Source organism: Bacillus sp. PK6-025 (assembly GCF_056530265.1).
In genome coordinates, this window is the sequence record NZ_CP096509.1 from 2,454,411 (window position 1) to 2,478,175 (window position 23,765).

The 23,765-nt window shown below is 45.8% G+C and carries 28 protein-coding genes; 1 reads left to right on the top strand and 27 read right to left on the bottom strand.

Annotated features, from left to right (window positions below):
- Positions 1-38 precede the first annotated feature (38 nt).
- The 19 genes from aroH to M1D67_RS12710 all read right to left on the bottom strand — a co-directional run bounded on the left by aroH (position 39) and on the right by M1D67_RS12710 (position 15,740).
- Positions 39-422, bottom strand: a complete 384-nt coding sequence (aroH, locus tag M1D67_RS12620) for a chorismate mutase (RefSeq protein ID WP_023857449.1) — start codon at positions 420-422, stop codon at positions 39-41.
- A complete protein-coding gene (gene aroB, locus M1D67_RS12625) occupies positions 419-1,507 on the bottom strand; it encodes a 3-dehydroquinate synthase (protein WP_479831322.1) in 1,089 nt (362 codons plus the stop codon). Before aroB ends, aroH begins: the two co-directional genes overlap by 4 nt.
- Complete coding sequence (gene aroC / locus M1D67_RS12630) at positions 1,507-2,679, bottom strand: chorismate synthase (protein WP_020451957.1); 1,173 nt, start codon at positions 2,677-2,679, stop codon at positions 1,507-1,509. Before aroC ends, aroB begins: the two co-directional genes overlap by 1 nt.
- 71 nt (positions 2,680-2,750) lie before the next feature.
- A complete protein-coding gene (locus M1D67_RS12635; protein WP_020451958.1) occupies positions 2,751-3,518 on the bottom strand; it encodes a CheR family methyltransferase in 768 nt (255 codons plus the stop codon).
- A 140-nt stretch (positions 3,519-3,658) separates the two neighbouring features.
- Entirely contained in the window at positions 3,659-4,105 is a 447-nt protein-coding gene (gene ndk, locus M1D67_RS12640) for a nucleoside-diphosphate kinase (RefSeq protein WP_003182994.1), read from the bottom strand.
- A gap of 124 nt (positions 4,106-4,229) precedes the next feature.
- Complete coding sequence (gene hepT, locus M1D67_RS12645) at positions 4,230-5,192, bottom strand: heptaprenyl diphosphate synthase component II (RefSeq protein WP_020451959.1); 963 nt, start codon at positions 5,190-5,192, stop codon at positions 4,230-4,232.
- Positions 5,193-5,221: 29 nt separating this feature from the next.
- Positions 5,222-5,920 carry a demethylmenaquinone methyltransferase gene (locus M1D67_RS12650; RefSeq protein ID WP_020451960.1) on the bottom strand — a complete coding sequence of 233 codons (699 nt, stop codon included), beginning with the start codon at positions 5,918-5,920 and terminating at the stop codon, positions 5,222-5,224.
- A 2-nt stretch (positions 5,921-5,922) separates the two neighbouring features.
- Positions 5,923-6,699 (bottom strand): heptaprenyl diphosphate synthase component 1, encoded by a 777-nt coding sequence (locus M1D67_RS12655; RefSeq protein ID WP_023857454.1) that lies wholly within the window; start codon positions 6,697-6,699, stop codon positions 5,923-5,925.
- 143 nt (positions 6,700-6,842) lie between these two features.
- Complete coding sequence (gene mtrB, locus M1D67_RS12660) at positions 6,843-7,073, bottom strand: trp RNA-binding attenuation protein MtrB (protein WP_023857455.1); 231 nt, start codon at positions 7,071-7,073, stop codon at positions 6,843-6,845.
- 27 nt (positions 7,074-7,100) lie between these two features.
- Positions 7,101-7,670, bottom strand: coding sequence for a GTP cyclohydrolase I FolE (gene folE, locus M1D67_RS12665; RefSeq protein ID WP_020451963.1), 570 nt, complete (start codon positions 7,668-7,670; stop codon positions 7,101-7,103).
- Positions 7,671-7,879: 209 nt separating this feature from the next.
- Complete coding sequence (gene hbs, locus M1D67_RS12670; protein ID WP_003183006.1) at positions 7,880-8,158, bottom strand: non-specific DNA-binding protein Hbs; 279 nt, start codon at positions 8,156-8,158, stop codon at positions 7,880-7,882.
- 417 nt (positions 8,159-8,575) lie between these two features.
- Positions 8,576-10,054: a stage IV sporulation protein A gene (gene spoIVA / locus M1D67_RS12675; RefSeq protein ID WP_020451964.1), complete on the bottom strand. Its 1,479-nt coding sequence runs from the start codon at positions 10,052-10,054 to the stop codon at positions 8,576-8,578.
- Positions 10,055-10,255: 201 nt separating this feature from the next.
- On the bottom strand, positions 10,256-10,972 hold the full coding sequence (locus M1D67_RS12680) for a hypothetical protein (RefSeq protein ID WP_020451965.1): 717 nt from the start codon (positions 10,970-10,972) through the stop codon (positions 10,256-10,258).
- Positions 10,973-10,994: 22 nt separating this feature from the next.
- Entirely contained in the window at positions 10,995-11,198 is a 204-nt protein-coding gene (locus M1D67_RS12685) for a DUF2768 domain-containing protein (RefSeq protein WP_020451966.1), read from the bottom strand.
- A gap of 325 nt (positions 11,199-11,523) precedes the next feature.
- Positions 11,524-12,564 carry an NAD(P)H-dependent glycerol-3-phosphate dehydrogenase gene (locus tag M1D67_RS12690; protein ID WP_095291594.1) on the bottom strand — a complete coding sequence of 347 codons (1,041 nt, stop codon included), beginning with the start codon at positions 12,562-12,564 and terminating at the stop codon, positions 11,524-11,526.
- Between the two features lie 15 nt (positions 12,565-12,579).
- Positions 12,580-13,890, bottom strand: coding sequence for a ribosome biogenesis GTPase Der (gene der / locus M1D67_RS12695; protein ID WP_020451968.1), 1,311 nt, complete (start codon positions 13,888-13,890; stop codon positions 12,580-12,582).
- A 160-nt stretch (positions 13,891-14,050) separates the two neighbouring features.
- On the bottom strand, positions 14,051-14,245 hold the full coding sequence (locus M1D67_RS12700) for a capping complex subunit for YIEGIA (protein ID WP_023857457.1): 195 nt from the start codon (positions 14,243-14,245) through the stop codon (positions 14,051-14,053).
- Entirely contained in the window at positions 14,242-15,141 is a 900-nt protein-coding gene (locus tag M1D67_RS12705) for a YIEGIA family protein (RefSeq protein WP_020451970.1), read from the bottom strand. The genes M1D67_RS12700 and M1D67_RS12705 overlap by 4 nt, the downstream gene beginning before the upstream one ends.
- A complete protein-coding gene (locus M1D67_RS12710) occupies positions 15,138-15,740 on the bottom strand; it encodes a YphA family membrane protein (RefSeq protein ID WP_026579374.1) in 603 nt (200 codons plus the stop codon). Before M1D67_RS12710 ends, M1D67_RS12705 begins: the two co-directional genes overlap by 4 nt.
- A 72-nt stretch (positions 15,741-15,812) precedes the next feature.
- Here M1D67_RS12710 and M1D67_RS12715 point away from each other — a divergent pair, with 72 nt between their 5' ends.
- Entirely contained in the window at positions 15,813-15,944 is a 132-nt protein-coding gene (locus M1D67_RS12715; protein ID WP_105981046.1) for a YpzI family protein, read from the top strand.
- Positions 15,945-15,973: 29 nt separating this feature from the next.
- Here the strand turns inward: M1D67_RS12715 and fni are convergent, their stop codons facing one another.
- The 8 genes from fni to M1D67_RS12755 all read right to left on the bottom strand — a co-directional run bounded on the left by fni (position 15,974) and on the right by M1D67_RS12755 (position 23,693).
- Positions 15,974-17,023, bottom strand: a complete 1,050-nt coding sequence (gene fni, locus M1D67_RS12720) for a type 2 isopentenyl-diphosphate Delta-isomerase (RefSeq protein ID WP_023857459.1) — start codon at positions 17,021-17,023, stop codon at positions 15,974-15,976.
- Positions 17,024-17,038: 15 nt separating this feature from the next.
- Positions 17,039-18,187, bottom strand: a complete 1,149-nt coding sequence (gene rpsA / locus M1D67_RS12725) for a 30S ribosomal protein S1 (protein WP_023857460.1) — start codon at positions 18,185-18,187, stop codon at positions 17,039-17,041.
- 217 nt (positions 18,188-18,404) lie between these two features.
- The gene (gene cmk, locus M1D67_RS12730) at positions 18,405-19,085 is read right to left on the bottom strand and encodes a (d)CMP kinase (RefSeq protein ID WP_023857461.1); all 681 of its coding nucleotides are present in this window, start codon (positions 19,083-19,085) and stop codon (positions 18,405-18,407) included.
- Positions 19,086-19,165: 80 nt separating this feature from the next.
- The gene (locus M1D67_RS12735) at positions 19,166-19,342 is read right to left on the bottom strand and encodes a YpfB family protein (RefSeq protein WP_023857462.1); all 177 of its coding nucleotides are present in this window, start codon (positions 19,340-19,342) and stop codon (positions 19,166-19,168) included.
- Positions 19,343-19,504: 162 nt separating this feature from the next.
- Positions 19,505-20,857, bottom strand: a complete 1,353-nt coding sequence (gene ypeB / locus M1D67_RS12740; RefSeq protein ID WP_023857463.1) for a germination protein YpeB — start codon at positions 20,855-20,857, stop codon at positions 19,505-19,507.
- Between the two features lie 16 nt (positions 20,858-20,873).
- Complete coding sequence (gene sleB, locus M1D67_RS12745; protein WP_371268733.1) at positions 20,874-21,791, bottom strand: spore cortex-lytic enzyme; 918 nt, start codon at positions 21,789-21,791, stop codon at positions 20,874-20,876.
- Between the two features lie 185 nt (positions 21,792-21,976).
- Positions 21,977-22,645 carry a glutamic-type intramembrane protease PrsW gene (gene prsW / locus M1D67_RS12750; protein WP_023857465.1) on the bottom strand — a complete coding sequence of 223 codons (669 nt, stop codon included), beginning with the start codon at positions 22,643-22,645 and terminating at the stop codon, positions 21,977-21,979.
- 79 nt (positions 22,646-22,724) lie between these two features.
- Positions 22,725-23,693: an asparaginase gene (locus tag M1D67_RS12755; protein ID WP_479831323.1), complete on the bottom strand. Its 969-nt coding sequence runs from the start codon at positions 23,691-23,693 to the stop codon at positions 22,725-22,727.
- Positions 23,694-23,765: the final 72 nt, after the last annotated feature.

A 23,765-nucleotide genomic window follows, 5' to 3' on the forward strand; every position in this document is an offset into this window, starting at 1 on the left:
TACACACTCCTGTGTATTTCAAGGTTTCTACAATCGTATTACAATTCAGTATTTTTTGTCAATGATAAATCAGGTCTGAGCGTTACGGCATTTTCTAAATAAACGTGGCGGACTTCATCCTGCCGCATATCCGTCTGAACCGTCATCATCACTCTGATGCATTTTTTAAGGGCGTGTTCAACATCCATTTCCTGCATGCACATGACGGGCACATGCTGCCAGCCGTCAAACGTTCTGACGACCTTTGCGGGAAAAGCAGCGTGAATATCGGAAGTGGCAGAAATGAAGATCTGCACAACTTGCTCAGGTTTGAGTTGATTTTCATCGATCATTTTTCCGATCAGCTGTTTCGTCCGCTCCGTAATGTCTTTTTCTGTATCCTGGTCAACTGTCGTCGCTCCCCGAATTCCGCGCATCATCATTTGCCTCCCCCCAATCTCCACATATTCAGCCATCGTTCAATTTCATCGGCTTTAAAGGAGTGCAGCCGCACACTGCCGATCTTATCCAGCAGAACAAACTGAATGATGCCTCCGCGTGTTTTTTTATCGTTCATCATTCGATTGATGAGAGCTTCTGTTGAAACTTCGCGTTTTACGCTTTCCGGATAGCCGAGATTATTCAGCCAGGCGGCGATTTTTGTACGGTCAACAGGACAATTCAACACCTTCTCGCTGACAAACAAAGCAAATTGCATGCCTAAAGCGACAGCGTCGCCATGGGTCATCTCTCCGTAGCCGTATTCGGCTTCAACGGCGTGGCCAAGCGTGTGCCCAAAATTCAGAAAGGCCCTGATTCCCTGTTCGCGCTCGTCTTGTGAGACAACTTCCGCTTTAATCGAAATGCCTTTGTACACCATTTCACTGAGCTGGCCGGTCGTAATCGCTTTAATTGAATCAATTTTAAGCAATTCGTTCAAGAAAGATTCATCACGGATAAATGCGTGCTTAATGACTTCCGCAAGACCTGAACGCATTTCTTTTTCAGAAAGCGTGCTCAAGCATTCGGTATCATAAACCACCGCCTTCGGCTGATGAAAAGCGCCGATTAAGTTTTTTCCGAGCGGATGATTAATGGCAACTTTCCCTCCGACCGCGCTATCATGAGACAGCAGAGTCGTTGGGAATTGCACATAATCGATGCCCCTCATAAAAGTTGAAGCGACGAACCCTGCAAGATCGCCGACAACGCCGCCGCCCAGCGCCACAATGCATGACGAACGGTCAAGGTGAAATTGAATGGCTTCCGTCTGGAGCTTCATAAACAGATCGATTGATTTGGCCTGTTCACCGCTTGGCACCGCAACCTTTTTGACGGGCCATTTGCTGCGGAGAAGGCCGAACAGTTCTTCTCCATAGTGTTTATCAACTTCTTCGTCGGTGATCAATAGCACTTTCGTCATCGGAAGGTTCAAGGATGACAAGAGCTCTGCCGCGTTTTTTCTAATGCCTCCCCCGATGAACACCGGGTAGGACAAAGAAGCGGTTTCGATTTGAAGTGATTTCATTAAAACTCCCTCGCAAGCTTTCTCATTTTCTCAACATTTTCAGCGATCCGGTCCATTTGGTCAACGCCAAACTGCTCGACGATCGCCTTGGCGATTTCCCATGCAACAACCGCTTCAGCCACTACGCTTGCGGCAGGGACAGCGCAGGAATCGGAACGCTCGATGCTTGCTGTAAACGGCTCTTTCGTCTCGATATCAACGCTTTTGAGCGGTTTGTATAACGTTGGAATCGGCTTCATCACGCCTCTGACGACAATCGGCATTCCCGTTGTCATCCCGCCTTCAAGGCCGCCGAGACGGTTTGTAGCGCGCGTATAGCCTTTTTCTTCGTCCCAAATGATTTCGTCATGGACTTCACTGCCGTTTTTGCGTGCAGCTTCAAAGCCGATGCCGAATTCAACACCTTTAAAAGCATTGATGCTCAGCACGGCGGCAGCCAGCTTGCTGTCGAGTTTGCGGTCGTAATGGACATAGCTGCCGACTCCTACCGGCACCCCTTCAACAATCACCTCGACGATTCCGCCGATCGAATCGCCATTTGCTTTTGCTTCATCGATCGCGTCCATCATTTTTCTGCCCGCTTCTTCGTCATAGCATCTGACAGGAGACTCTTCGGTTACTTTTTTCAAGTCTTCGATAGATTCATAATTTGTTTTTTCGGCTTTTACTCCGCCGATCTCCAGCACGTGGCCGGCCACTTGGATGCCGAGCTGGGAAAGGATCTTTTTGGCGACGGCTCCTGCCGCCACACGGACGGTCGTTTCTCTGGCAGATGAACGTTCAAGCACGTTGCGCATATCTCTGTGCCCGTATTTGATCGCGCCGTTCAAATCAGCGTGACCCGGTCTTGGCCTTGAAATCTGTCGTTTCATTTCGCTTTCTTCTTCAGCCGTGATCGGCTCTGATCCCATGATTTTCGTCCAGTGTTTCCAGTCGTTGTTTTCGACGACGAGAGCGATCGGCGATCCAAGAGAACGCCCGTGCCTTACACCGCTTGTGATCCGTGCCTGATCTTTTTCGATTTGCATCCGGCGTCCGCGGCCGTGGCCTTTTTGACGTCTTTGAAGCTCGTAATCAATGTCTTCTGTTGTGATATAAAGCCCTGCTGGGACTCCTTCGATAATTGTCGTAAGCTGCGGACCGTGAGATTCACCGGCTGTTAAATACCTCATGCTTTCGTTCTCCCTTCATCACATTAACGCTTTTAAGTAAAACTATAACATAACCTTTTATAAAAAGTCAGCTAACTTTTTTGATAGAAAAACGTATCTGTCGATTGAAAACCGTATTTTTCCGGATTGAAGATCTGTTCCGTGCTTCCGACAAACAAAACTCCATTATTCTTCAAACTGCCGCTGAACTTATGATAGATCTTCTCTTTTGCTTCCTCTGTAAAATATATGAGAACATTGCGGCATACAATGATATCAAAATCTTTCTCATATGCATCAGCCAGTAAATTGTGTTTTTGAAAGCGAATGTTTTTCTTGATCTCGTCTTTGACGGCAAATCGGTTTCCGTCTTGCGTAAAATAAAGTTCCTTTATCTCTTTCGGCACTTCCTGCAGAGATCTTTCCTGATACACGCCTTCTTTCGCTTTCGCAAGAACTTTGTCATCGATATCTGTTGCGATGATCTGATAGTCTGAGAGGCCTTTCTGTCTGCTTAAAATCATCGATAATGTATACGGCTCTTCACCGGTTGAACATGCCGCACTCCATACTTTCAATGTTTTCGCAGGCTTTAAGAGCGGGAGGATGGTTTTTTCGAGAACCTCCCACCTCTTATAGTTTCTGTAAAATTCTGAAACATTAATCGTCATCCTGTCCAGCGTTTCCTGCAGAAGAGCTTCATTCTTTTCTAAAGCAAGCGCAAATTCGCGGAAATCGCCGTACCCCTTTTTTTCATAAAGAGACGTTAGCCTTCTTTTCATTTGCGCTTCTTTGTACAATGCCAAATCCACACCAGTTATTTTTTTCCATTTATCAACAAAGAAACTGTAATTGTCCATGTTTTCTCTCCTAATCGTCGTGCTGATATGAGTACAATTATAGCTTGTTTTCTTTTAAATTTGTATCTTTAAAAAGAAAAAAGCCTACCCGGCGGCAGCCATTCTGATCCATATAAAAAAATCAGCTTTTCAGCTGATTTTTAGTAAATCCATTGATTCATTAACTTCTCGTCTTCAACAAGTTCGTCTTCTTTAAAAAACAAGTTGATTTCGCGTGCTGCACTTTCAGGAGAATCTGAACCGTGAATGATATTTTTTCCGACAAACATGCCGAAGTCTCCGCGAATTGTTCCTGGGAGCGCTTCCTTAGGGTTCGTCTTCCCGATCAGCTGTCTGGCGACCGCGATTGCGTCTTCGCCTTCCCACACCATGGCGAATACCGGGCCTGAAGTAATAAAGTCGACAAGCTCGCCGAAAAACGGTTTGCCGTTATGTTCTTTATAATGCTCGCCTGCCGTCTCTTCTGAAACCTTCATCAGCTTGGCTCCGATTAATTGTAAGCCCTTACGTTCGAATCTTAACAAAATTTCGCCGATCAGCTGACGCTGAACGCCGTCAGGTTTTACCATCACAAAGGTTTTTTCCATAGTCGATTCTCCACCCCGCTAATATGTATAGGCTTTCAACACTACAACAGAAATATAGCATTTTTCAAACAATTAATCAATAAAGGGTGGAGAATATTCATACTTTCGACTCATTTGTCTTTTTTTAGAACTTTCGTTTGCCGATGTATTTCGCAATTTGGCCCAATGCCGTCCGCGCCCGGTTTTTCGGGAGCGTTTCAAGCAGTGCGAAAGCCTTATTTAAATACATTTCGCTGACTCTGAACGATTGTTCTATGGCATCGGTTTTCTTCAGTTCCTCGATCACTGGTTTGATCTGTTCCGGAGTCGTTTCACTGTTGACCAGCATAAGCCGCGCTTTTAATTCAGGCGATTTCCGTGCATATAATACGGGAAGCGTGACATTCCCCTGAAGCAGATCACTGCCCACAGGCTTGCCAAGCTCTTTTTCGCTTGAGGTGAAATCGAGGATGTCATCAATAATTTGATAGGACATGCCGACATAATAGCCGAACCAGTACAACGTTTTATGAATGTTTTCACCCGCGCCGGCAGCAATGGCGCCTAGCTGGCAGCTCGATGCGATCAGAAGGGCTGTCTTGCGCCTGATTCTCCGCAAATAGGTTCTGAGGTTTTGCTCCATATTATATTTATCTTTGATTTGTTCAATTTCTCCAAGACAGACTTCGACAATCGCCTTGGACAAGATTTCGTGGGCTTTCGGTTCGTTTATTTTCGTCATCGCTTCAAGTGAGCGAGCGAACAAATAATCACCTGTGTACATTGCAATCCGGTTATCCCACTTCGCTTTGATAGTCGGCTGTCCCCTTCTAAGCTCCGCATCATCGATGACATCGTCGTGTACGAGCGAAGCCATATGTATCAATTCCAATGAAACAGCGACATTTTTAATTTTGTTGATATCGTATTCACCGAACATGCCGGAAAGCAGGACAAACACAGGACGAATCCGCTTGCCTCCGGCCTGCAGCAAATGCAGGCTCGCTTCACTTAGCAATGGATAGTCGGAGTGCACGGTCTTTTCAAGCTCTTTTTCTATTAATTCAATATCGTCATTTAAAAAAGAATAAAACGTTGTCAATTTCATATCGATTCACCCGAGTATTTCAGTAGTCATCATCGCTTCAAGCCGACATGTGTAGCCGCTACGCCGCCTGTGAACGGATGATATTGAACATTTTCTAATCCAGCCTCTTCAAACAATGCAGCAAGTTCTTTCATACCAGGAAATTCCCTGGCCGATTCCTGAAGCCATGAATACTCCTTAAAGCTTTTGGCAAAGAGCTTTCCAAACATGGGCATAATAAAACGGAAGTACAGGAAGTACAGCTGTTTGAACCCGAACATTTCAGGCTGGGACGTCTCAAGGCATACAACCTGGCCGCCGGGTTTTACCACGCGCGCCATCTCTTTTAATACGGTTAAATAGTCGGGAACATTGCGAAGCCCGAAGCCGATGGTGACATAGTCGAACGTATTGTCCGGGAAGGGCAGTTCCATCGCGTTGCCGTGGATCAGTTCGATCTGGCTGTAGCTGTCGGTCTTTTGTTCGGCGATGCTCAGCATGTTTTTGCTGAAATCAAGGCCCTTGATTTCCCCTGTCTCTCCGGCCGCATCAGCGAGCGCGATTGTCCAGTCGCCCGTCCCGCAGCAGACGTCAAGCGCTTTGGCTCCTTTTGGTACGTTCATGAGCTGCATCGTTTTGTCGCGCCATTTTTTATGCTGTTTAAAGCTGATGACGGAGTTCATCTGGTCGTAATTTTTATAAATCTTTTCAAACACGCCGTGTACGCGCTGTTCTTTTGACTGCACCATGATTACCCTTCTTCCACTTTCTGATGATAAGTTCGTTTTTCAGGCCGAATTTCCTGCAGGCGTTTCAAAAGCCATTTTTGGACGGCGGGCTTTGCAGCAAGCGACTGGTTGATCGCAAGCTTGGCTTCTTCATAAGCCGCTGCAGCCAGCTGTCCGCATGAAGCCTGGTCTTCCGGAAACTCTTTCTGTATGATCGTCTCCAGCAGCCGGGAATCTGAAGCTTTTTCTTCGGCCGCAAACCTTTTAAACACAAGAAAGTCATTGGCGGCTGTTTTCCAGTGAGGCAGGTAAAAGTGGTCGGCGAGATGGTGAAAAAGTGCAGCTTCCACTATGCTGACGCTTTTTTTCAGGCTGTCCGCATCTTTTGCGGAATGGTCGTAAATCCTGATTTTATGTTCGTTTATTTCTTTGATGGCCGCAGCGAGCGTCCGAATCATATAAATATCCTTCATACCCGATAACAGCGAGTAGTACATGCCGCTGAAATAATCACCGGCCAATACGGTCAGCTGGCGGTTTTTATAGTCGTCCTGCTTAATTGAAGCTGCGGTCGTGACTTCATCATGGGTATCAAGGGCTGTTTGAACAAGCATCGCCGTTAAGATGTAACTTTCCTTGTCAGCTTCTTTTAAATCCGTTTCCTCAAACAGAGCGTAGAAAAGAAACAGCTTATCCTCATCAACTTTCGGCGCAGTCAAATGCTTCGCCAAATATGGATGTGAAAGCTTTTGATTCAGCTTGATTTTCAAATAAGATAATTGTCCGTAGATGTCTTGCAAAGATATCACCCTTGTCCCAAAATTCGCAGTTTTTCTTTTTGATTGATTATGTATCTTTTTTGAGCGGAGAAAGTTTAATTATACCATAATATGTTGAAAGATATTGTCTTATGCCACGCAAACGGCCATAAAAGGCCGGCTATCTATTTTTTCGACTCGCTTTTCATCTCGCCGTTTGCCGTCTGAATCAGGGCCTCGCCCCGGATCTTGATCGCAGAGGTGTGCTCGGTAAACTGGCAGATCATCACCTCTCCTTTATCAAGCTTTTCTGAATGATGAAATCTTGTGTCCGTGCCCCTCGTCAGGCCGATCACGTTGACGCCGTCTTCGACGGCTTTGATAACGACAAAATCATTCGATTGATTATTGGTCATGTTCATCGCACACCTTCTCATTTTTAATCATGATGTTTTGATAAGCTCCAACACCTCAGAGCGAGCGGCTACATCTTGTCTAAACGTTCCTCTTACGGCTGAAGTGACAGTTTTTGAACCCGGCTTTTTCACGCCGCGCATCGTCATGCACATGTGCTCGGCTTCAACAACAACCATGACACCGTGCGGAGTCAGCGTTTCAACAATGCTGTCGGCGATTGTTGACGTAATCCGCTCCTGCAGCTGCGGGCGCTTTGCCACCGCTTCAACGGCTCTCGCCAATTTGCTGAGCCCTGTCACTTTTCCCCCTTTAGGGATATAAGCTACATGGGCTTTCCCGTAGAAAGGGACTAAATGGTGCTCACACATTGAATAAAAGGGAATATCTTTAACAAGAACAAGCTCTTCGTGATCCTCGCCGAAAATCGTTTTGAAATGCTCTTTCGGATCTTCGTTTAACCCTGCAAATACTTCGGCGTACATTTTCGCGACTCTTTTCGGTGTATCAAGAAGGCCTTCACGGTTCGGATCTTCTCCGATCGCCTCCAATATTTGCCGGACAGCTTGTTCAATTTGTTCTTTGTTGATTTCTCTCATTGTTTTATATCCTCCAGAAACGCATACATTTAATTCAGATTCTAGCACACTTCAGCTTATAAAAGCAAAATGAAAGGTTTTTTGCCGGCAAAATGTTTTCCGTCTGAAAAAAAGCCTTAAAATTATGAAAAGCCCCTTTGAAAAGGGGCTTTCCTGTGAAGAAACAACATGGTATGTATTACGCGCGAAAACGGCATATATACATACAATTATTTTCCTGCTACAGCGTCTTTAAGCGCTTTACCTGGTTTGAAAGCAGGTACTTTGCTTGCAGGGATTTCGATTTCTTCACCTGTTTGAGGATTGCGTCCTTTACGAGCTGAGCGCTCACGAACCTCAAAGTTACCAAAACCGATCAATTGAATTTTTTCACCGTTTTTAAGTGCATCTAAAATTGTATCAAAAACAGAATCAACTGCTTTAGTAGCGTCTTTTTTAGATAGTTCGCTTGCTTCTGCAACCGCATTGATTAGTTCTGTCTTGTTCATGCCTTTCACCTCCTCCCAAAAGGTATCAAACAATAGATTATCATCATTTCTTCACAGTTCAACCTGTTTCTATACCTGTTTGAACAGAAATTTCAAATAAATATAGAAAAGGCATTTCACGGCTTTCAGTGAAAATTTCACTTTGAGAGGAACGTTTGTCCAGTAAAGTGAAGATTTTCTGTATGTAGATTAACACATCTGAATAACCATATCAAGCATTTTAAAGCGATGATCCCTTATTCGTCAAGGTTTAAGCAGAATGAAACGAACAAATATTCCTGTTTTTCCTTTTTTAATCATAATCTTTCCTATATTTCCAGCCGCTTGCCCCTGCCGTCTCAATCCCTTTCACGGCGCCTGTTCATCCTGTTTCAGGCATGAAAAAAAGACCTCCCGTATGATAAGAGGCCTTCCCTTTTATAAGATGATCGCAATCAAGCCGCCTGATCCTTCATTGATGATGCGCTCGAGCGTCTCCTTCAGCTTATATCTTGCATTTTCAGGCATGAGGGACAACTTCGCCTGAATCCCTTCTCTGACGATGGAGCTCAGGCTCCTTCCGAAAATGTCGGAATTCCAGATTGACAGCGGATCATCCTCAAAGTCCTGCATTAAATAGCGGACAAGCTCTTCGCTCTGCTTCTCTGTTCCGATGATTGGCGCAAACTCGCTCTCCACATCGACTTTGATCATATGAATCGACGGCGCCACCGCTTTCAGGCGGACTCCGAATCTTGACCCCTGCCTGATGATTTCCGGTTCATCAAGGCTCATATCGGTTAATGCGGGAGCAGCGATTCCATAACCGGTTTGTTTCACCATTTTCAACGCATCTGATACTTGATCATATTCGGTCTTGGCATGGGCAAAATCCTGCATGAGCTGAAGGAGGTGATCCTTTCCTCTGATTTCAACGCCGACGACTTCCCTCAAAATTTCATCGTACAGGTAATCCGGCGCGTACAAATCGATTTCGGCGATCCCCTGGCCCATTTCTATTCCGGCGAGGCTGGCGCGCTCGATAAAATCAAATTCGCTGAAGTGTCCGACGACGCGGTCGACATCTCTCAGTCTTTTAATATCTTTGACGGTTTCTTTAACGGAATCTTGATAGTTTTCCCTGAGCCAATGATTCTCTTTTAATACCATGACCCAGCTCGGAAGATTGACGTTGACTTCGAGTACAGGGAATTCGTAAAGCGCTTCTCTGAGAACGCTCAGAACGTCCGCTTCCCTCATGCTTTCAACGCTCATCGCCAGCACCGGAATGTCGTATTTCTCCATCAGCTCTTGCCTGAGCGCTTCCGTTTCCGGATGGTACGGCCTTACGGAATTGATGACCATGATAAACGGTTTTCCAACCTCTTTTAATTCATCGATCACCCGTTCTTCAGCCTCGATATAATCCTGTCTGGCGATTTCTCCAATCGTGCCGTCAGTCGTAATCACAACACCGATGGTGGAGTGTTCCTGGATGACTTTTCTCGTGCCGATTTCGGCAGCTTCGTGAAATGGAATCGGCTCTTCATACCAAGGAGTGTTGATCATTCTCGGCCCGTTTTCATCCTCGTATCCCTTTGCTCCGGGTACAGTATAGCCGACACAGTCGACAAGCCTTATATTCACATCGAGTCCGTCACTGACATGAACTGACATTGCCTGATTCGGAACAAACTTCGGTTCAGTTGTCATAATGGTTTTGCCAGCGGCACTTTGGGGGAGCTCATCTTGTGCGCGCGCCCGGTCTGCTTCATTGTTGATATTCGGGAGCACCACTAGCTCCATAAATTTTTTGATAAACGTAGATTTTCCTGTACGTACAGCTCCTACGACACCTAAGTATATATCGCCTCCTGTTCGTTCAGCGATATCCTTGAAAATATCGACCTTTTCCAAGTGATCCCCTCCCGGACTTCCAATCCTTTTCAATTTTTTACTTCTTCATCAATCAAAAACAGGACACTATAGTGTATGACGTTGTCCTATTTCAATATGACAGCTTAGGGAAATTTTTTCGGCATGCATGAAAAAACCTTTCTCCTCATTGTATGCTGAGGAGAAAGGTTCATGACTGATACTTGCATTTTGACCGATATTCTATTCGAGAAAAACAGGTTCCTGTTTGTCATTCACTGTATACTTTACCGAAAACGCTGGAACAAAAGGCGTCTCTTTCCACATCAAATCCTGAATTTCCTCACCCGGCTTTACCGTTTTTTTCGACCGCTTTATCAGGTTGGCCAAATCCACTCGGTAATCCACTTGAATGTCGCCTTTTTCATCGACGAGAAGCGGCAGAGAGGTGCCGGAAAGCGGACTCGTGACAGAAGGCGCCTCTTTCAGTCCGAGCTTTTCATGGTCAAGCATGAATAAGTGATTGGATACGACTTTTTTATACGGCGGATACTTGTGCTGATCTTTATACATTTCGACCCGAAGCTTTAGCTCTCTGATCATTTCCGACATTTTTATATCAATGAGCTTGACCGTCGGCTTTTTTTCTACATCGACAAGAACGTACAAGTACTCTCCGCCGCTTTCATAGGAAGTACCCGGCGGCTCAGCCATATACCGGGGGGACAGCCTGTTAAAATCGATAGGGTATTTTTGATAGATTGGAACGCTCATATCCCTTGTCTTAATCGGCAGAAGCCCTCCCGTCGCCTCCCTGAATTCATCAACGGCCGCCTGCACTTCTTTGAGCTGGTGCTGATACGGCACGCTGTTTTTCGCCTTTCTTTCTTCAGGGTACAAACAGCCGCTTAGCATGATTGCGGTCAATACAGTAACAAGCAGTGCGTTTACGATTTTCATATGAATCTTCCTTTTTTATGCTTTATTCGTTGACGGGACCGCTGAAGACGACAAAAAAGACGATCACGCCGGAGATGAGCATACATGTATAGGCGACGAACGACGTGAGCACTTTTAAAAAACGGTTTTTAAATTTATATCTGCTTATGTATATGGCAATCACCGCTAAGAACATCAGGCCCATTGATCCCAAGGCAAACCACATTTTTAACAGACCGACATTCACATTGAAGCCCTCCTTCTACCTTTTCTTGTGATGTAAGCGTTATATTTCATTTTATATAAGAAAAATCAGAAGTTCAACAGCTTTTCCAATATTTCGAAACGGAAAAAACCGCAAAAAAAACCTGAAGCAAAGAGGGGGGCTTTGCTTCAGGCATAACGATTGTGACTATATAACCCAATTGGTAAGATACAGCTCTTCCAGACTTCGATTCTATTTTATGCAAGTCTTCGGACAAATGTATCCTCTCTTGCCTAAGTCTCCAAAATGTTTCGGTTTTTTTAAAACGAACTTAGAGGAGAGTATAAAGCAGTTGGTGATGGAGTGGTCATTTCATTTGATTTTCAAATGTGTTCACAAGATCTTCCATCTCGTGTGTTTTGACTCTCGCCATCAATGATTCGACTGCCGTCTCAACTTTTTCGCCGTCAAACAATACTTTGTGCAATGCCTCGGTAATCGGCATTTTCACATCAAATTTCTTTGAAAGCTGATAAGCGGCTTTTGTCGTGCGGACCCCCTCAACGACCATCCCCATTTCTTCCAGAACTTCATCCAGTTTGAAGCCTTTACCCAGCATATTACCGGCTCGCCAATTTCGTGAATGGACGCTCGTGCAGGTGACGATCAAATCCCCGATTCCTGTAAGCCCCGAGAATGTCAGCGGGTTTCCGCCCATTTTCGTGCCGAGTCGGGCGATCTCTGCCAAGCCCCTTGTAATCAGCGCAGCTTTCGCATTATCTCCGTACCCCAAACCGTCTGTAATGCCCGCGGCAAGCGCAATGACGTTTTTCAGCGCGCCGCCGATCTCTACGCCGATCATATCCGGATTGGTATACACGCGGAAATTCTGATTCATAAACATATCCTGGATCGCCTGTGCCGATTCAATGCTGCTGTCGGCAGCTACGGTTACGGTCGTCGGGTGTCTTAAACCGACTTCTTCCGCATGGCTCGGCCCGGAGAGAACGACGATGTCCTCCCTTAATTCAGCCGGAATTTCCTCTTTCATCATTTCAGAAATGCGGAGCAGTGTGTCAGGCTCAATTCCTTTTGAAACATGTACAAAAATCGCCTTTTGGTCGATGAAGGAAACAGCCTGTGCGAGAACTTCGCGGATCGCTTTTGTCGGAACGGCGACGATGATCGTCTTGACATCGGCCACTGCAGCTTCGAGATCTGGTGTGGCATGCACGTTTTCAGAAAGTTTGACACCCGGCAGATAATCTTTGTTTTCATGGTGTTCATTAATTTGCTGAATCAGTTCTTCACGATGACCCCAAATGCACACATCGTACTGGTTGTCCGCCAAAACGAGCGCCAAGGCTGTTCCCCAGCTTCCGGCTCCCAAAATCGATACTTTTGTCATTTTTACTACACCTCTTTATTTTCTTGCTCTTGCGAAAATCTTGATTGGTGTTCCTTCAAATCCAAAGGCGTCGCGTATCCGGTTTTCCAAAAAGCGTTCGTAAGAAAAATGCATCAGCTCAGGATCATTGACAAATACGACAAATGTCGGCGGCTTCACAGCCACTTGTGTCGCATAATAAATTTTTAAGCGGTTGCCATTATGCGTCGGCGTCGGGTTCATAGCCACTGCATCCATAATGATATCATTAAGAATATTGGTCTGCACCCTCATCGAATGGTTTTCGCTTGCCGTCATGACTGCAGGCATCAGCGTATGGATGCGCTTTTTCGTCAAAGCGGACATAAACAAAACAGGCGCGTAGTCCAAAAATTGAAAGTGATCTCTAACCTTTTCTTCGAATTCTTTCATCGTCCGCTCGTCTTTTTCGACTGCATCCCATTTATTCACGACGATGACGACGGCTTTTCCCGCTTCATGCGCATAGCCGGCAATCCGCTTGTCCTGCTCGATGATGCCTTCTTCGCCGTCCAAGACGACGCAGACGACTTCTGAGCGGTCGATCGCCTTTAAAGCCCGGAGGACGCTGTATTTTTCAGTTGCCTCATACACTTTTCCCTTTTTTCTCATCCCGGCTGTATCAACGATGACAAAGTCTCTTTGATTGTATGTAAACCTCGTGTCAATGGCGTCGCGCGTTGTTCCCGCAATATTGCTGACGATCACGCGCTCTTCTCCAAGCATGGCGTTTACAAGAGAGGATTTTCCGACGTTCGGCCGGCCGATGAGGCAAAATTGAACGACCTCATCCTCATACTTCGTTTCGGGTATGTTTTTAAAATGTTCGCTGACCGCATCAAGCAGATCGCCGAGACCGAGGCCGTGCGTCCCTGAAATCGGGTACGGCTCGCCAAAGCCGAGGGCATAAAAATCGTAAATGTTTGCTCTCATTTCAGGATTATCCACTTTATTAACCGCCAGAACGACGGGTTTTTTTGTACGGTATAAAATTTTTGCCACTTCTTCATCAGCAGCCGTGACGCCTTCGCGGCCGTTCGTCATGAAAATAATCACATCTGCTTCTTCCATGGCGATCTCGGCCTGATGGCGAATCTGCGCCAAAAACGGCTCATCACCGACTTCGATTCCGCCTGTATCAATCAGGTTGAAGTCGTGATTCAGCCACTCGGCAGAGCTGTATATCCGATCCCGCGTCACGCCAGGTGTATCTTCCACAATCGAAATTCTTTCGCCAGCGATCCTGTTAAAGATCGTGGACTTCCCCACATTGGGCCTTCCAACTATGGCTACGACAGGTTTTCCCATAGTACCCTTCCTTTCAATTCAGTAAAGCTTTTCCATCTTTAAATGAATCATCATTTATTTTTCTTTTCAAAAATCAGTTTGAAGAAAGAAACCCTTCTTATTCCATGAGAAGGGCTTAACTCATATATTATATCAATTTCTAAAAAGATCACAACTGTAATTAAAAATGTTTCACAATCAAATAAAGGTCATCTCCTATTCCGTGGGCGATTCCGTCGAGAATGGCTTCAAGGTTTTTCGCGTACGTGTTCATTTCCTCGGGGGTGTCGCAGAAAAATGCAGCCGTCCCTCCGATCACTCGCTCTCGCCTTGTTGTGACGACGGCGAGGATGAATTTTTCGATTGATTCGCTCATTTTATCACCTTGCTGTGCTTTTCTTTAATAAATTCCATCGGTACGCGAATGGCGTTTTCCAGCGTCGGAACATCGCCGATGACCCTGATCGCCGTCTCCTTGTCCTTGATGACCGGAAGGACAAAAACCGCGACCCGCCCGTCATTCAAATCCCTTTTCGCCAGCGGCGAAAGAGAGGGTTCTCCGGAGTCTCGATACACTCCGAGCACATTGGAAACGTCGAATAAAATCGCTTGCCTTTGCCCGAGATTGGCAATGGTTACTGCGGAATTAAAATTTTTCGGTTTTAAAATAAAACCCATGCCGTGTTCCAAAATCAGCTTCTGTTTTTCAGGAAGCCCGATATTCATAATGTAAATATTGTCGACATAAAGGCCGGCTCCTTCAAAATGAGGCTTTTTATACTCTATATCGACGATGTCCTTAATAAAGCTTCCGGACATTAAGATCCTGCCCGAGATAAAACAGATGAAAGCTGCAGCAAGGCCTGCCCATACCGATGAAAACAGAATATATGCGAGGGTCGTCAGGAGCGATGTGAAAATGACAATGTAATTTCTGCTTTCAAAGGCGATCGCAATTCCTTCGATATACGTGCTGCCTCTTGAAACAAGTTCATAGCCGTCAAGCTGCGTCAATGTTTCGCGTTCCATATTCCGGACATCCCTGAATTGGGTTGCAGCCAGCGTTAAAAACGTAATCGCTGTATAATCCGATTTTAAGATCGACGGAATAATGATCGCTCCAATGCTGGCAGCGATCAAAGCCAGCGCAATATGTATCGTTTTCCCATGAAGATATGTAGGGTACTGGCGGTAGTCGGTTCGGAGCATGTACACTCTGACAACAATACCGGCGATAATTCCCAAGATGATCGGATAAGTATATTGGCTCATGACATTTTTGCTGCTCCTTTATTCAATCGCTTCCATTTGTGATAGAACTGATGCATCAGCCGTTCATACTGGGAGATTCCGTAAACGAGAACGATCCCCGCAGCGCACATTGACAGCCATGAATAACCGCCGGCTGCAATGTCTCCATAAAGCTTTCTGATGACGAATGTATACAAGAGCTCCCCCTGGCACGCACCGAGCACAAACATCCCGAGACGGGCGGCGAAGCTTCTTTCAAAAGCCGTCGTCATGATGACAAACAGAATGATGATCAGCCATTCAGGCTTTAGGATAAACCAAACAGGGTCATATAATGCAAACAGAAACAAAAAACCGTAGGCGGACACCATCGACAAATGAAGCAGGAGCCGCTTGACGCTTTTATGAAGCCTTAAATAACCGCACAGCATGAAAGCTCCTATATAAAACGACAAATAGGCGGCATTAAAATGCAGAAAGAGCTGAATCTGATACATACTTAACATGATGTTGAGCAGAATAAATGCTGACGCATAAAAGCGAAAGCTGTTTTTCTCAAGAATAAAAGTCGTTAACACCCATAAAAACCACATTGACCAATAATAATAGAATTCTTCCATATGTTTTCGTCCTCCATTTTCAGTATGGAGTGACTTGAGATTTTTTAAACGTGCAATAAGGAGGGAACAGCGTTGGGAAAAGACAGGCAGGAAAAGAAGCTGAAACAGCAGAAGCGAACCGAATCCGACCGTGACCAGTCCATCAGCTACAATGGGGCCGCCTCTCTCGAAAGTGCGGAGGAAGCACGGAAGCGAAACCCGTAAAAAAACCGGCTCATGAGAAGCCGGTTTTTTTAGCGCTTGCTGTAAACAAAGGGGTCAACACCCCTCGCTTTCAGCCAATGATATGTATCGCCCTTGATGACGAGCGGTGCTTTTTTCAACTGTTCAATCGTCCGGCACCCCAAGACGGTCATGATCCTTTTTAAATCTTCGATCAGGCTCTCGATTTCGGCGGCTAACGCCTCTTCTCCCGAAGCTGTCAGCACTTGGAGAAAATAGCCCGCCATCCCCGCCGCAGACGCACCCAGCGCTATCGATTTGGCCAGATCAAGGGCATCTTGAATGCCTCCGGATGCGATAATCGGCTGATCGCCGAACAGAGAGCTGACTTCGGCCAGGCTGGCTGCTGTCGATATGCCCCATTGATCGAAAAACTGAACCGCTTTATCTCTGCGCAAATTTTCGATTTTCGAAAAATTCGTTCCTCCGAAACCGCCGACATCGACCGCCTGGACCCCGGCGTTAAAAAGCCGGGCCGCGGTGTCCCTGCTCATGCCAAAGCCCACTTCTTTTACGGCGACCGGTACGCTGACATTTCGGCAGATGTCTTCAATCCGGTGCAGACGACCTGTAAAGCTGCGGTCGCCTTCAGGCATGACAATTTCCTGAATCACATTGAGGTGAATTTGAAGCATGTCGGCTTCAATCATGTCGACCGCCCGTTTGGCCTGATCCACCGTCGCTTCGCTCCCCAAATTGGCGAATACAAGACCCTTCTGATTTTCTTTTCTGACGATCTCGTATGAAGGACGTTCATCAGGGTCTTTCAAAGCGGACATTTGCGAGCCGACAGCGACCGGTATGCCCGTTTGTGCAGCCGCCCTCGCCAAAGCCCTGTTGATCTCAAACGTCGCCTTCCCGCCCCCGCCTGTCATCGCATTGATAAAAATAGGCGAACTTAAAAACAGTTCGCCTATTTTGGTTGAAGTATCAACTTGTGACAATTCCGTTTCCGGAAGGCTGACGTGAACAAACGTAATATCATCAAGCCCGGTCTGACGTTTCTGTCCGGTGGACAAGGCATGATCAATGTGTTCTTTTTTTCTTTTTGCTCGCGTCACCATCATCACCAAATTTTACTTTAATTTATTCAGTTTGTCTCCGATCATTTCACCAAGCTGGAATCCTGAAGACTCTTCCTTCGCCTGGTATTGACGGTAATCTTCCTGCTCTGCTTTATCGGTGTTTTCTTCAAGCTCTTTCATGCTTAAAGAAATGCGCTCTTCCTCTTCGTTGACGTCAAGAACTTTCACTTTAACGTCCTGGCCTTCCTCAAGGACTTCATGAGGTGTTCCGATGTGTTTGTTCGAGATTTGCGAAATGTGGACGAGGCCTTCAACTCCAGGCAGCACTTCGACAAACGCACCGAAGCTCACCAAGCGCTGGACTTTTCCGTCCAATACGTCTCCAGGCTTCACTTTTTCGCCGATGTTGGACCAAGGCCCAGGAAGCGTTTCTTTGATTGATAGCGAAATTCGCTCATTGTCGCGGTCGACGGACAGCACTTTGACTTTGACATCCTGGCCTTCTTCGACTACGTCTGACGGTTTTTCAACGTGTGAATGCGACAGCTGGGAGATGTGAACAAGACCGTCAATGCCGCCGATGTCAACGAAAGCACCGAAATCTGTCAGGCGCTGCACTTTTCCTTCAAGTACCTGTCCCGCTTCCAGCGTTTGAAGAAAATCCTGTTTTCTTTCCGACTGCTCTTTTTCAACAACCGCACGGTGTGATAAAATCACGCGGTTTTTATCTCTGTCAAGCTCAACGACGATTAAAGTAAGCGTCTTTCCTTTATAATCTGTAAAATCTTCAACAAAATGCGCCTCTACAAGCGATGCGGGAATGAATCCGCGCACGCCGATATCGACGACCAGACCGCCTTTAACGACGTCTTTTACTTCGGCTTCAAACACTTCTTTTGACTCAAACTTTTTCTCTAGGTCTTCCCAAGCGCGGTCTGCATCAACAGCACGTTTTGATAAAATCAATGCATCGTCTTCCACTTTTGTCACTTTTAATTCAAGCTCATCGTCTACATTGACGACATCTGATGCTTTTTCAACATGAAGACTTGATAATTCACTGATTGGGATAATTCCGGTTTGCTTGCAGTTGGGGATGTCAACATCGACATGCTTGTCCTCAACTTTCGTTACAATACCTTTCACCACATCTCCAACCTCTGGTACTTGAACATCAATTTGATTCATTTCCTCTGTCATTTCAATAACCTCCTTGGTCCAAACCTACACAGCTTTTGTAAAAACGGTTATTCCGGACGAATTGATATCCGATCCGGACAGCCGATATGTATTAAAGAACCATTCAAAAATGGATATTTGAATGTTCTAAAACATGATTTATTATTACTAACTTCTAATAAAAGCCTGTGTTTGTCAAGTCAAAACATGCAGACAATAAGTAATTTGCCCGGATTTTTTATTTTTGAGCCTTTTTGTCTACAACCTGCAGGATTTTTTCGGCCACCTCATCGATCGTCAGTGAAGTCGTATCGATTTCAAGCGCATCGTCCGCTTTTTTCAACGGCGAAATCTCGCGCTCTGAATCGAGTTTGTCACGGCGCCTGATTTCTTCTGCAAGCGTTTCATAGTTTACATTGTACCCTTTTTTGACGTTTTCTTCAAAGCGGCGTTTTGCCCGCTCTTCAACGGACGCCAAAAGAAATATTTTCACTTCCGCATTCGGGAGAACGTGGGTACCGATGTCGCGGCCGTCCATGACGACGCCGCCTTTTTCAGCCAGCTGCTGCTGCCTTTTCGTCATTTCTTCGCGGATCCCGGCGTATTTGGCGACGATTGAAACCTGGTTGCTCACGTCATCCGTGCGGATCGCCTCTGTTACATCTTCGCCTGCGATATAAACCTTCTGCTCCCCTTCAAGCGAAACCGTGAGATCGATGGCAGATTCTTTTAACAAGGCCGTCAACGCCGCTTCGTCGTTTAAATCGACGCCCTTTTTCAGCGCTAAATACGTAATCGCCCTGTACATGGCACCCGTATCGATATAAATATACGACTTTTTTCCGGCCACGATTTTAGCCACGGTGCTTTTTCCGGCTGCCGCAGGGCCGTCTATTGCAATGCATAATTTCTTTTCCATAATTCCTCTCCTTGCTATCTGGTACTCCTTATAGGATTGTATCATGTATCAGGCGAAAAAGGGGAGATTTTAGCGTGAATTTACGGCTTAAATGTCTCGATCCATTCGCCGATTTTCATGTTGTTCACGCCTTCATACTGCACAACTTTTGACAGATAAGGCTCAGCCTTGGAGAAATGAAAAAGAAGCTGCACGCTGATTAATATGACCGCCTGTACGACAAGAATCTTAAATAATAACCGTTCTATTGTTTTCATAACATTCCTCCGCTGCCCGGAAAGTTTATGGCACCGGGCATGTTCAATTTTCACCGGCGGACGTTCCGCCCATACGTTCAGTATGGAAATGTTTAGGACGAATTATTCCGAATGCTAAAAAGGAAAAGGCATGTATCCGCCTTTTCCCTCTGATCTATCGTTTTACAAATCGTTATATATCGGTTCTGCACTTTTCATTTTTTGGACCTTCTCTTCCGTGCCGTCTTCGGTATTGATAAACATGCGGAATGTATCGTTTTCAATCGTGCCGAGAATTTCGTAGCAGAGCACTTCTTGTGAAAGCTCGTTTGTGACTAAAGCAAGGCGCGTCTCCTGAACCTTTACGTTGGGATTCAGGCTTGCTTTCGCTTTTTCAAGCGTTAATTTCGGCTTCGGCAAGTCTCTTTTTTTATGGGAGATTAAGAAATCCTTTGCATTAAATCCGGTAATTTCGCCGTCGTCAAGCGCGACCTTGATGCGGATGCTGTCCGGATAGAGCCAGACGCCGTCCTGGACCGGAACAAACGAAAATACGCCGACGCCGTCGTATTGCGAGCTTTCATCCATCTTCAGGTCTTCGGTTTTATAGCCGTTTTTTTTCAAAAATTGAAGGGCTTTGTTCGACGCGTCGTTCAGGCTGATTTTTTCATCTTTAATTTTTTTGTTTTGGATCAGATAAACTGGATATCCGCCTTTTTCGGTAATGTCCATATAAATATCCGCTTTTTGATCAGGGTCCTGCATGCTGATGCTATATACATCCCTGTTCGTTTTCTTGCCGCTTTTCGACACTTTGATATTGTAATTTTTGTCCTGAGCGAATTTTTGGGCAATCTTGCGCGCTTCTTTTTCGGTTATTCTCTTGCCTTTTAAATGGTCGTACCCTTGCTGCTCTTTTTTCGTGTTCGTCATCTCTGTCGCGCTTAAATCCGTATCAGAAAACGCACTTGCGCTTTTTTCAACGGTTTTAAATCCATTAATGATCGTATTGTCGCTTTGTTTTTGGCCGGACGCGAGCGCAAGCTCTACATCCATCCATCTCAGATTTTTGTCTATAATCAAATGCTGGACATTACGCAATTCATTTTGTATATCCTTTGAATTTTCATATAGCTGATTTAAAGAAGCGTACTCTTTTTTATTAAGCGGCTCTTTGTCAAGGTCGCGCACGGCTGCTTTGTAGCTGAAATCTCCGACCTTTGCCAAAAATTCTTCTGTCTTGTTAAACGGCATTAAGGTCAGCGGCAGCTGGCTGACATTGTTATGCGCTTCAGAAGTCGTCTTCCATACTTCCGCCAAGGCGGGAGACAGGGTTTTTTTGCTGTTCATCGCAAGTGTGCTCCCGATTTTGTCATGCAGCTGATCCACCTGATAAGTTAAATCGTGAAATGCCCTTTGATAGTTGTTTTCGGCATGAAGCAAAACGGCGTCTTTCTCCTGATGTTCCTTATAGCCCCAATAGCTTGTTCCGACGATGGCGACACCTAAAAGGGCGATTAAAATTCCTCTGATCATTTATAGCACCTCGCTTTTATTCACAGAAAATGTGTTTACCGATCCTTTTAATTTGTGGTCTGCCCCAAATCCATGAGCTAGTGGCCGTGTCAGGGTTAAAGTAGTAAGTCGCATTTTCTGACGGATCCCAGCCATTGATGGCGTCAAGAACGGCTTTTTTCGCCGTTTCATCCGGGGTCATGTAAATCTGTCCATCCGCGACAGCTGTAAATGCAAGCGGTTCAAAGATAACACCAGCCACCGTGTTCGGGAAGGTAGGGCTGTCGAGCCTGTTTAAAATAACGGCTGCAACAGCAACCTGGCCGTCATACGGTTCTCCGCGCGCTTCACCGTAAACCGCTTGGGCCAACAGATTAATGTCGTTGTTCGAGAAACCGCCCGGCATGTTGGCTGCAACGGCATCCTGTTTTTTAGGCGCCTGCTGTTTAGGTGCAGCCTTTGGCTGCGCTTGTTTTTTCGGCTGTGCAGGAGCGGCCTGCTGCTTTTGCTGCGGCTGCTTTTGGGCAGTGCCCTGCTGCTGTGCGCCCTGCTGCTGTCTTGCTTCCGCCTTTTTTCTCGCCTGCTGCTGCACTTCTTTTGAAGGCTTCGTCTGATACTTTAGCGGCAGTCCGCCGTAATGTGTAAATTGGTTTCCTTTTCGAAGTTGTCTGTGCACGTAGTCGCTGTAATATTTAGTATGATTGATTAAAAATCGTTTTGTTTTCGGCCCGACCAGGCCGTCTGTATCCTTTAAGCCGAACTGATTTTGGAAATTGCGGACGGCCCAGTATGTCGCCCATCCGTATACTCCGTCAATTCTGCCATTGTAATAGCCGTTGTATTGAAGCCTTGCCTGCAGTTCAATCACATCATCCCCTGTCGCCCCCCGCTGTATTACCTGTTCAGAAAAGGCAGCGCTTTTTTGACTGAATGGAAGTGAAAGACTGGTTGCCATAATGGTACATAAAATGACATTCAAACAAAAAGAACCTTTCGACTTCATGTTTTAAGCCTCCTCCAGCATTTTTGTACCCATATCTTTTGTAGAGAGGCAGATTTTATACACGCTTTCCTTTCTGTTTCAACTTTAGGTAAATATGCCGGACAGAAAATGAAAAAAACCGCCTATGCTCGAGGCGGCTATTGCTGAAGAGACTGCCCGCCGGCTTTGACGGAACGGGCTTTTTTTGCTTTGCGCAAGCCGAACCACCAAAGAAACGCCATAAAGGGCAGCATAAAATAAATCCAGTTTTTTAAGGCAAGCAGAATATAATCGTAGAGACCGTGAAGCAAAGCCGGAATAAAAAGCGAGCAGAACAGCCATTTCATCTTTGTTTTACTTGAGGAAAAACGGGCTTTGCCGATGTAAAAGCCCATGATCACTCCGAATAAGGCATGGCTGGAAACCGGAAGCAAAGCGCGCATAAAAGCGTACTCCACCCCGTTCCCGATGAGATACAATATATTTTCAAGCGTCGCAAACCCCAATGAAAGGCTTGTCCCGTATACGATCCCGTCATAGTGTTCATCAAAATCGATATGCTGAAAAGCGCTGACCATCAGCAAAAACCATTTTAAAAATTCTTCCAAAAAGCCGGAAGTTAAAAATGAAACGACAAAACTGCCCTCAGAAATGTGTTCTTTTTCCAATACATACTGGATAAACATCGTCGGAAAAACGAGCAAGACCCCCAGTATAAAAAGGCGGATGACCATATGAATGGGCTCGGATTCATATTTTTCCTTTAAGTAAAAATACATTAACAGTGCGATTCCGGGAGCTAAGCCTGCTGAGATAATTCCGAACATGAGGAAACCTCTTTCCTTTTCATCTCATTCTATCCTACCATGATTCTGATTGTTTTGAAATTGAAAAAGAACGGGCCGCCTAGTAGCAGAATTTGTCTTTTATACCTTCTTCATAGCTTGCAAGAAGGACGGCCAGTTTCATTCTCGCTTTTTCGCTGTCATAATCCTTGCCTAAGATGACACCTTTTTTCGCGAGGTCATAGCTGCTGCCCGCATAGTCATAGGTCGTATACACTTCGCCTTCCTCTGCGCTCGTCGTGATGACGATATAAACGCCCTGATGTAAAGCTTGCTCAATATCGCCCACCATATTCGGCGGTACCTGTCCCCTTCCGACTCCTTCAAGGACGATCCCTGCTGCACCCTCGCGGACAGCGGCTCTGATAAACTTGCCGTCTCCATCCAGATAGCATTTGACGATATCCACTTCAGGAAGCGGTCTTTGCAGCTGATGAACATCCCGCTTTAAGGGCTTTTGATAAACGTATACTTTATCATTGTCAATAATCCCTAAGTAACCGAAGCCGAATACGTCAAAACCCTGCAGGTTCGAAGCGTGCACTTTTTTAACGTAGCGCGCGTTGAAGATCCTCTCGTTAAAAACAACGACCGTGCCGGCTCCTTTTATATCTGGGCTGCACGCTGTATAAACGGCGTGTCTGATATTTGTATATGCATCTGTTCCTTGCTGCTCGGGGGCTCGTTGTGAGCCTGTGACAACGACCGGCCTCTCATCCTGCAAGGTTAAATCTAAAAAATAAGCGGTTTCTTCAAGCGTGTCCGTACCATGCGTCACAACCACGCCGTCATAGCTGCCGTCCTGAAAAACGCGTTCGACGGTTTGTTTGAGTTCTAGTAAATGCTGAAATGTAATATGCATACTCGGAAGCTGAAACGCCGGATAGACATCGATCTGGACATCTTCCGGCAGGCTGCACATTTCGGCTAATTCAGGACCGCTGATCGCCCCTGCCGCAAGCCTGCCGCTTTCGGTTTTCCGGCTGGCGATCGTTCCTCCCGTTGTAATAAGAGCTACTTTCTTTTTCATGTCAGGCTGCCCCTTTTCATGTTGGTCTGTGTGCCGATAAAAAAAGAGAGCACATCTATTTATAGAATATGC

Excerpts from the sequence above, each read along its gene's own strand:
- aroH (WP_023857449.1), bottom strand. The coding sequence starts at position 422 with ATGATGATGCGCGGAATTCGGGGAGCGACGACAGTTGACCAGGATACA.
- aroB (WP_479831322.1), bottom strand. The coding sequence starts at position 1,507 with ATGAAATCACTTCAAATCGAAACCGCTTCTTTGTCCTACCCGGTGTTC.
- aroC (WP_020451957.1), bottom strand. The coding sequence starts at position 2,679 with ATGAGGTATTTAACAGCCGGTGAATCTCACGGTCCGCAGCTTACGACA.
- M1D67_RS12635 (WP_020451958.1), bottom strand. The coding sequence starts at position 3,518 with ATGGACAATTACAGTTTCTTTGTTGATAAATGGAAAAAAATAACTGGT.
- ndk (WP_003182994.1), bottom strand. The coding sequence starts at position 4,105 with ATGGAAAAAACCTTTGTGATGGTAAAACCTGACGGCGTTCAGCGTCAG.
- hepT (WP_020451959.1), bottom strand. The coding sequence starts at position 5,192 with ATGAAATTGACAACGTTTTATTCTTTTTTAAATGACGATATTGAATTA.
- M1D67_RS12650 (WP_020451960.1), bottom strand. The coding sequence starts at position 5,920 with ATGGTGCAGTCAAAAGAACAGCGCGTACACGGCGTGTTTGAAAAGATT.
- mtrB (WP_023857455.1), bottom strand. The coding sequence starts at position 7,073 with ATGACCAATAATCAATCGAATGATTTTGTCGTTATCAAAGCCGTCGAA.
- folE (WP_020451963.1), bottom strand. The coding sequence starts at position 7,670 with ATGAGAGAAATCAACAAAGAACAAATTGAACAAGCTGTCCGGCAAATA.
- hbs (WP_003183006.1), bottom strand. The coding sequence starts at position 8,158 with ATGAACAAGACAGAACTAATCAATGCGGTTGCAGAAGCAAGCGAACTA.
- M1D67_RS12680 (WP_020451965.1), bottom strand. The coding sequence starts at position 10,972 with ATGAAAATCGTAAACGCACTGCTTGTTACTGTATTGACCGCAATCATG.
- M1D67_RS12690 (WP_095291594.1), bottom strand. The coding sequence starts at position 12,564 with ATGACAAAAGTATCGATTTTGGGAGCCGGAAGCTGGGGAACAGCCTTG.
- der (WP_020451968.1), bottom strand. The coding sequence starts at position 13,890 with ATGGGAAAACCTGTCGTAGCCATAGTTGGAAGGCCCAATGTGGGGAAG.
- M1D67_RS12700 (WP_023857457.1), bottom strand. The coding sequence starts at position 14,245 with ATGAGCGAATCAATCGAAAAATTCATCCTCGCCGTCGTCACAACAAGG.
- M1D67_RS12705 (WP_020451970.1), bottom strand. The coding sequence starts at position 15,141 with ATGAGCCAATATACTTATCCGATCATCTTGGGAATTATCGCCGGTATT.
- M1D67_RS12710 (WP_026579374.1), bottom strand. The coding sequence starts at position 15,740 with ATGGAAGAATTCTATTATTATTGGTCAATGTGGTTTTTATGGGTGTTA.
- rpsA (WP_023857460.1), bottom strand. The coding sequence starts at position 18,187 with ATGACAGAGGAAATGAATCAAATTGATGTTCAAGTACCAGAGGTTGGA.
- cmk (WP_023857461.1), bottom strand. The coding sequence starts at position 19,085 with ATGGAAAAGAAATTATGCATTGCAATAGACGGCCCTGCGGCAGCCGGA.
- M1D67_RS12735 (WP_023857462.1), bottom strand. The coding sequence starts at position 19,342 with ATGAAAACAATAGAACGGTTATTATTTAAGATTCTTGTCGTACAGGCG.
- ypeB (WP_023857463.1), bottom strand. The coding sequence starts at position 20,857 with ATGATCAGAGGAATTTTAATCGCCCTTTTAGGTGTCGCCATCGTCGGA.
- sleB (WP_371268733.1), bottom strand. The coding sequence starts at position 21,791 with ATGGCAACCAGTCTTTCACTTCCATTCAGTCAAAAAAGCGCTGCCTTT.
- prsW (WP_023857465.1), bottom strand. The coding sequence starts at position 22,645 with ATGTTCGGAATTATCTCAGCAGGCTTAGCTCCCGGAATCGCACTGTTA.
- M1D67_RS12755 (WP_479831323.1), bottom strand. The coding sequence starts at position 23,693 with ATGAAAAAGAAAGTAGCTCTTATTACAACGGGAGGAACGATCGCCAGC.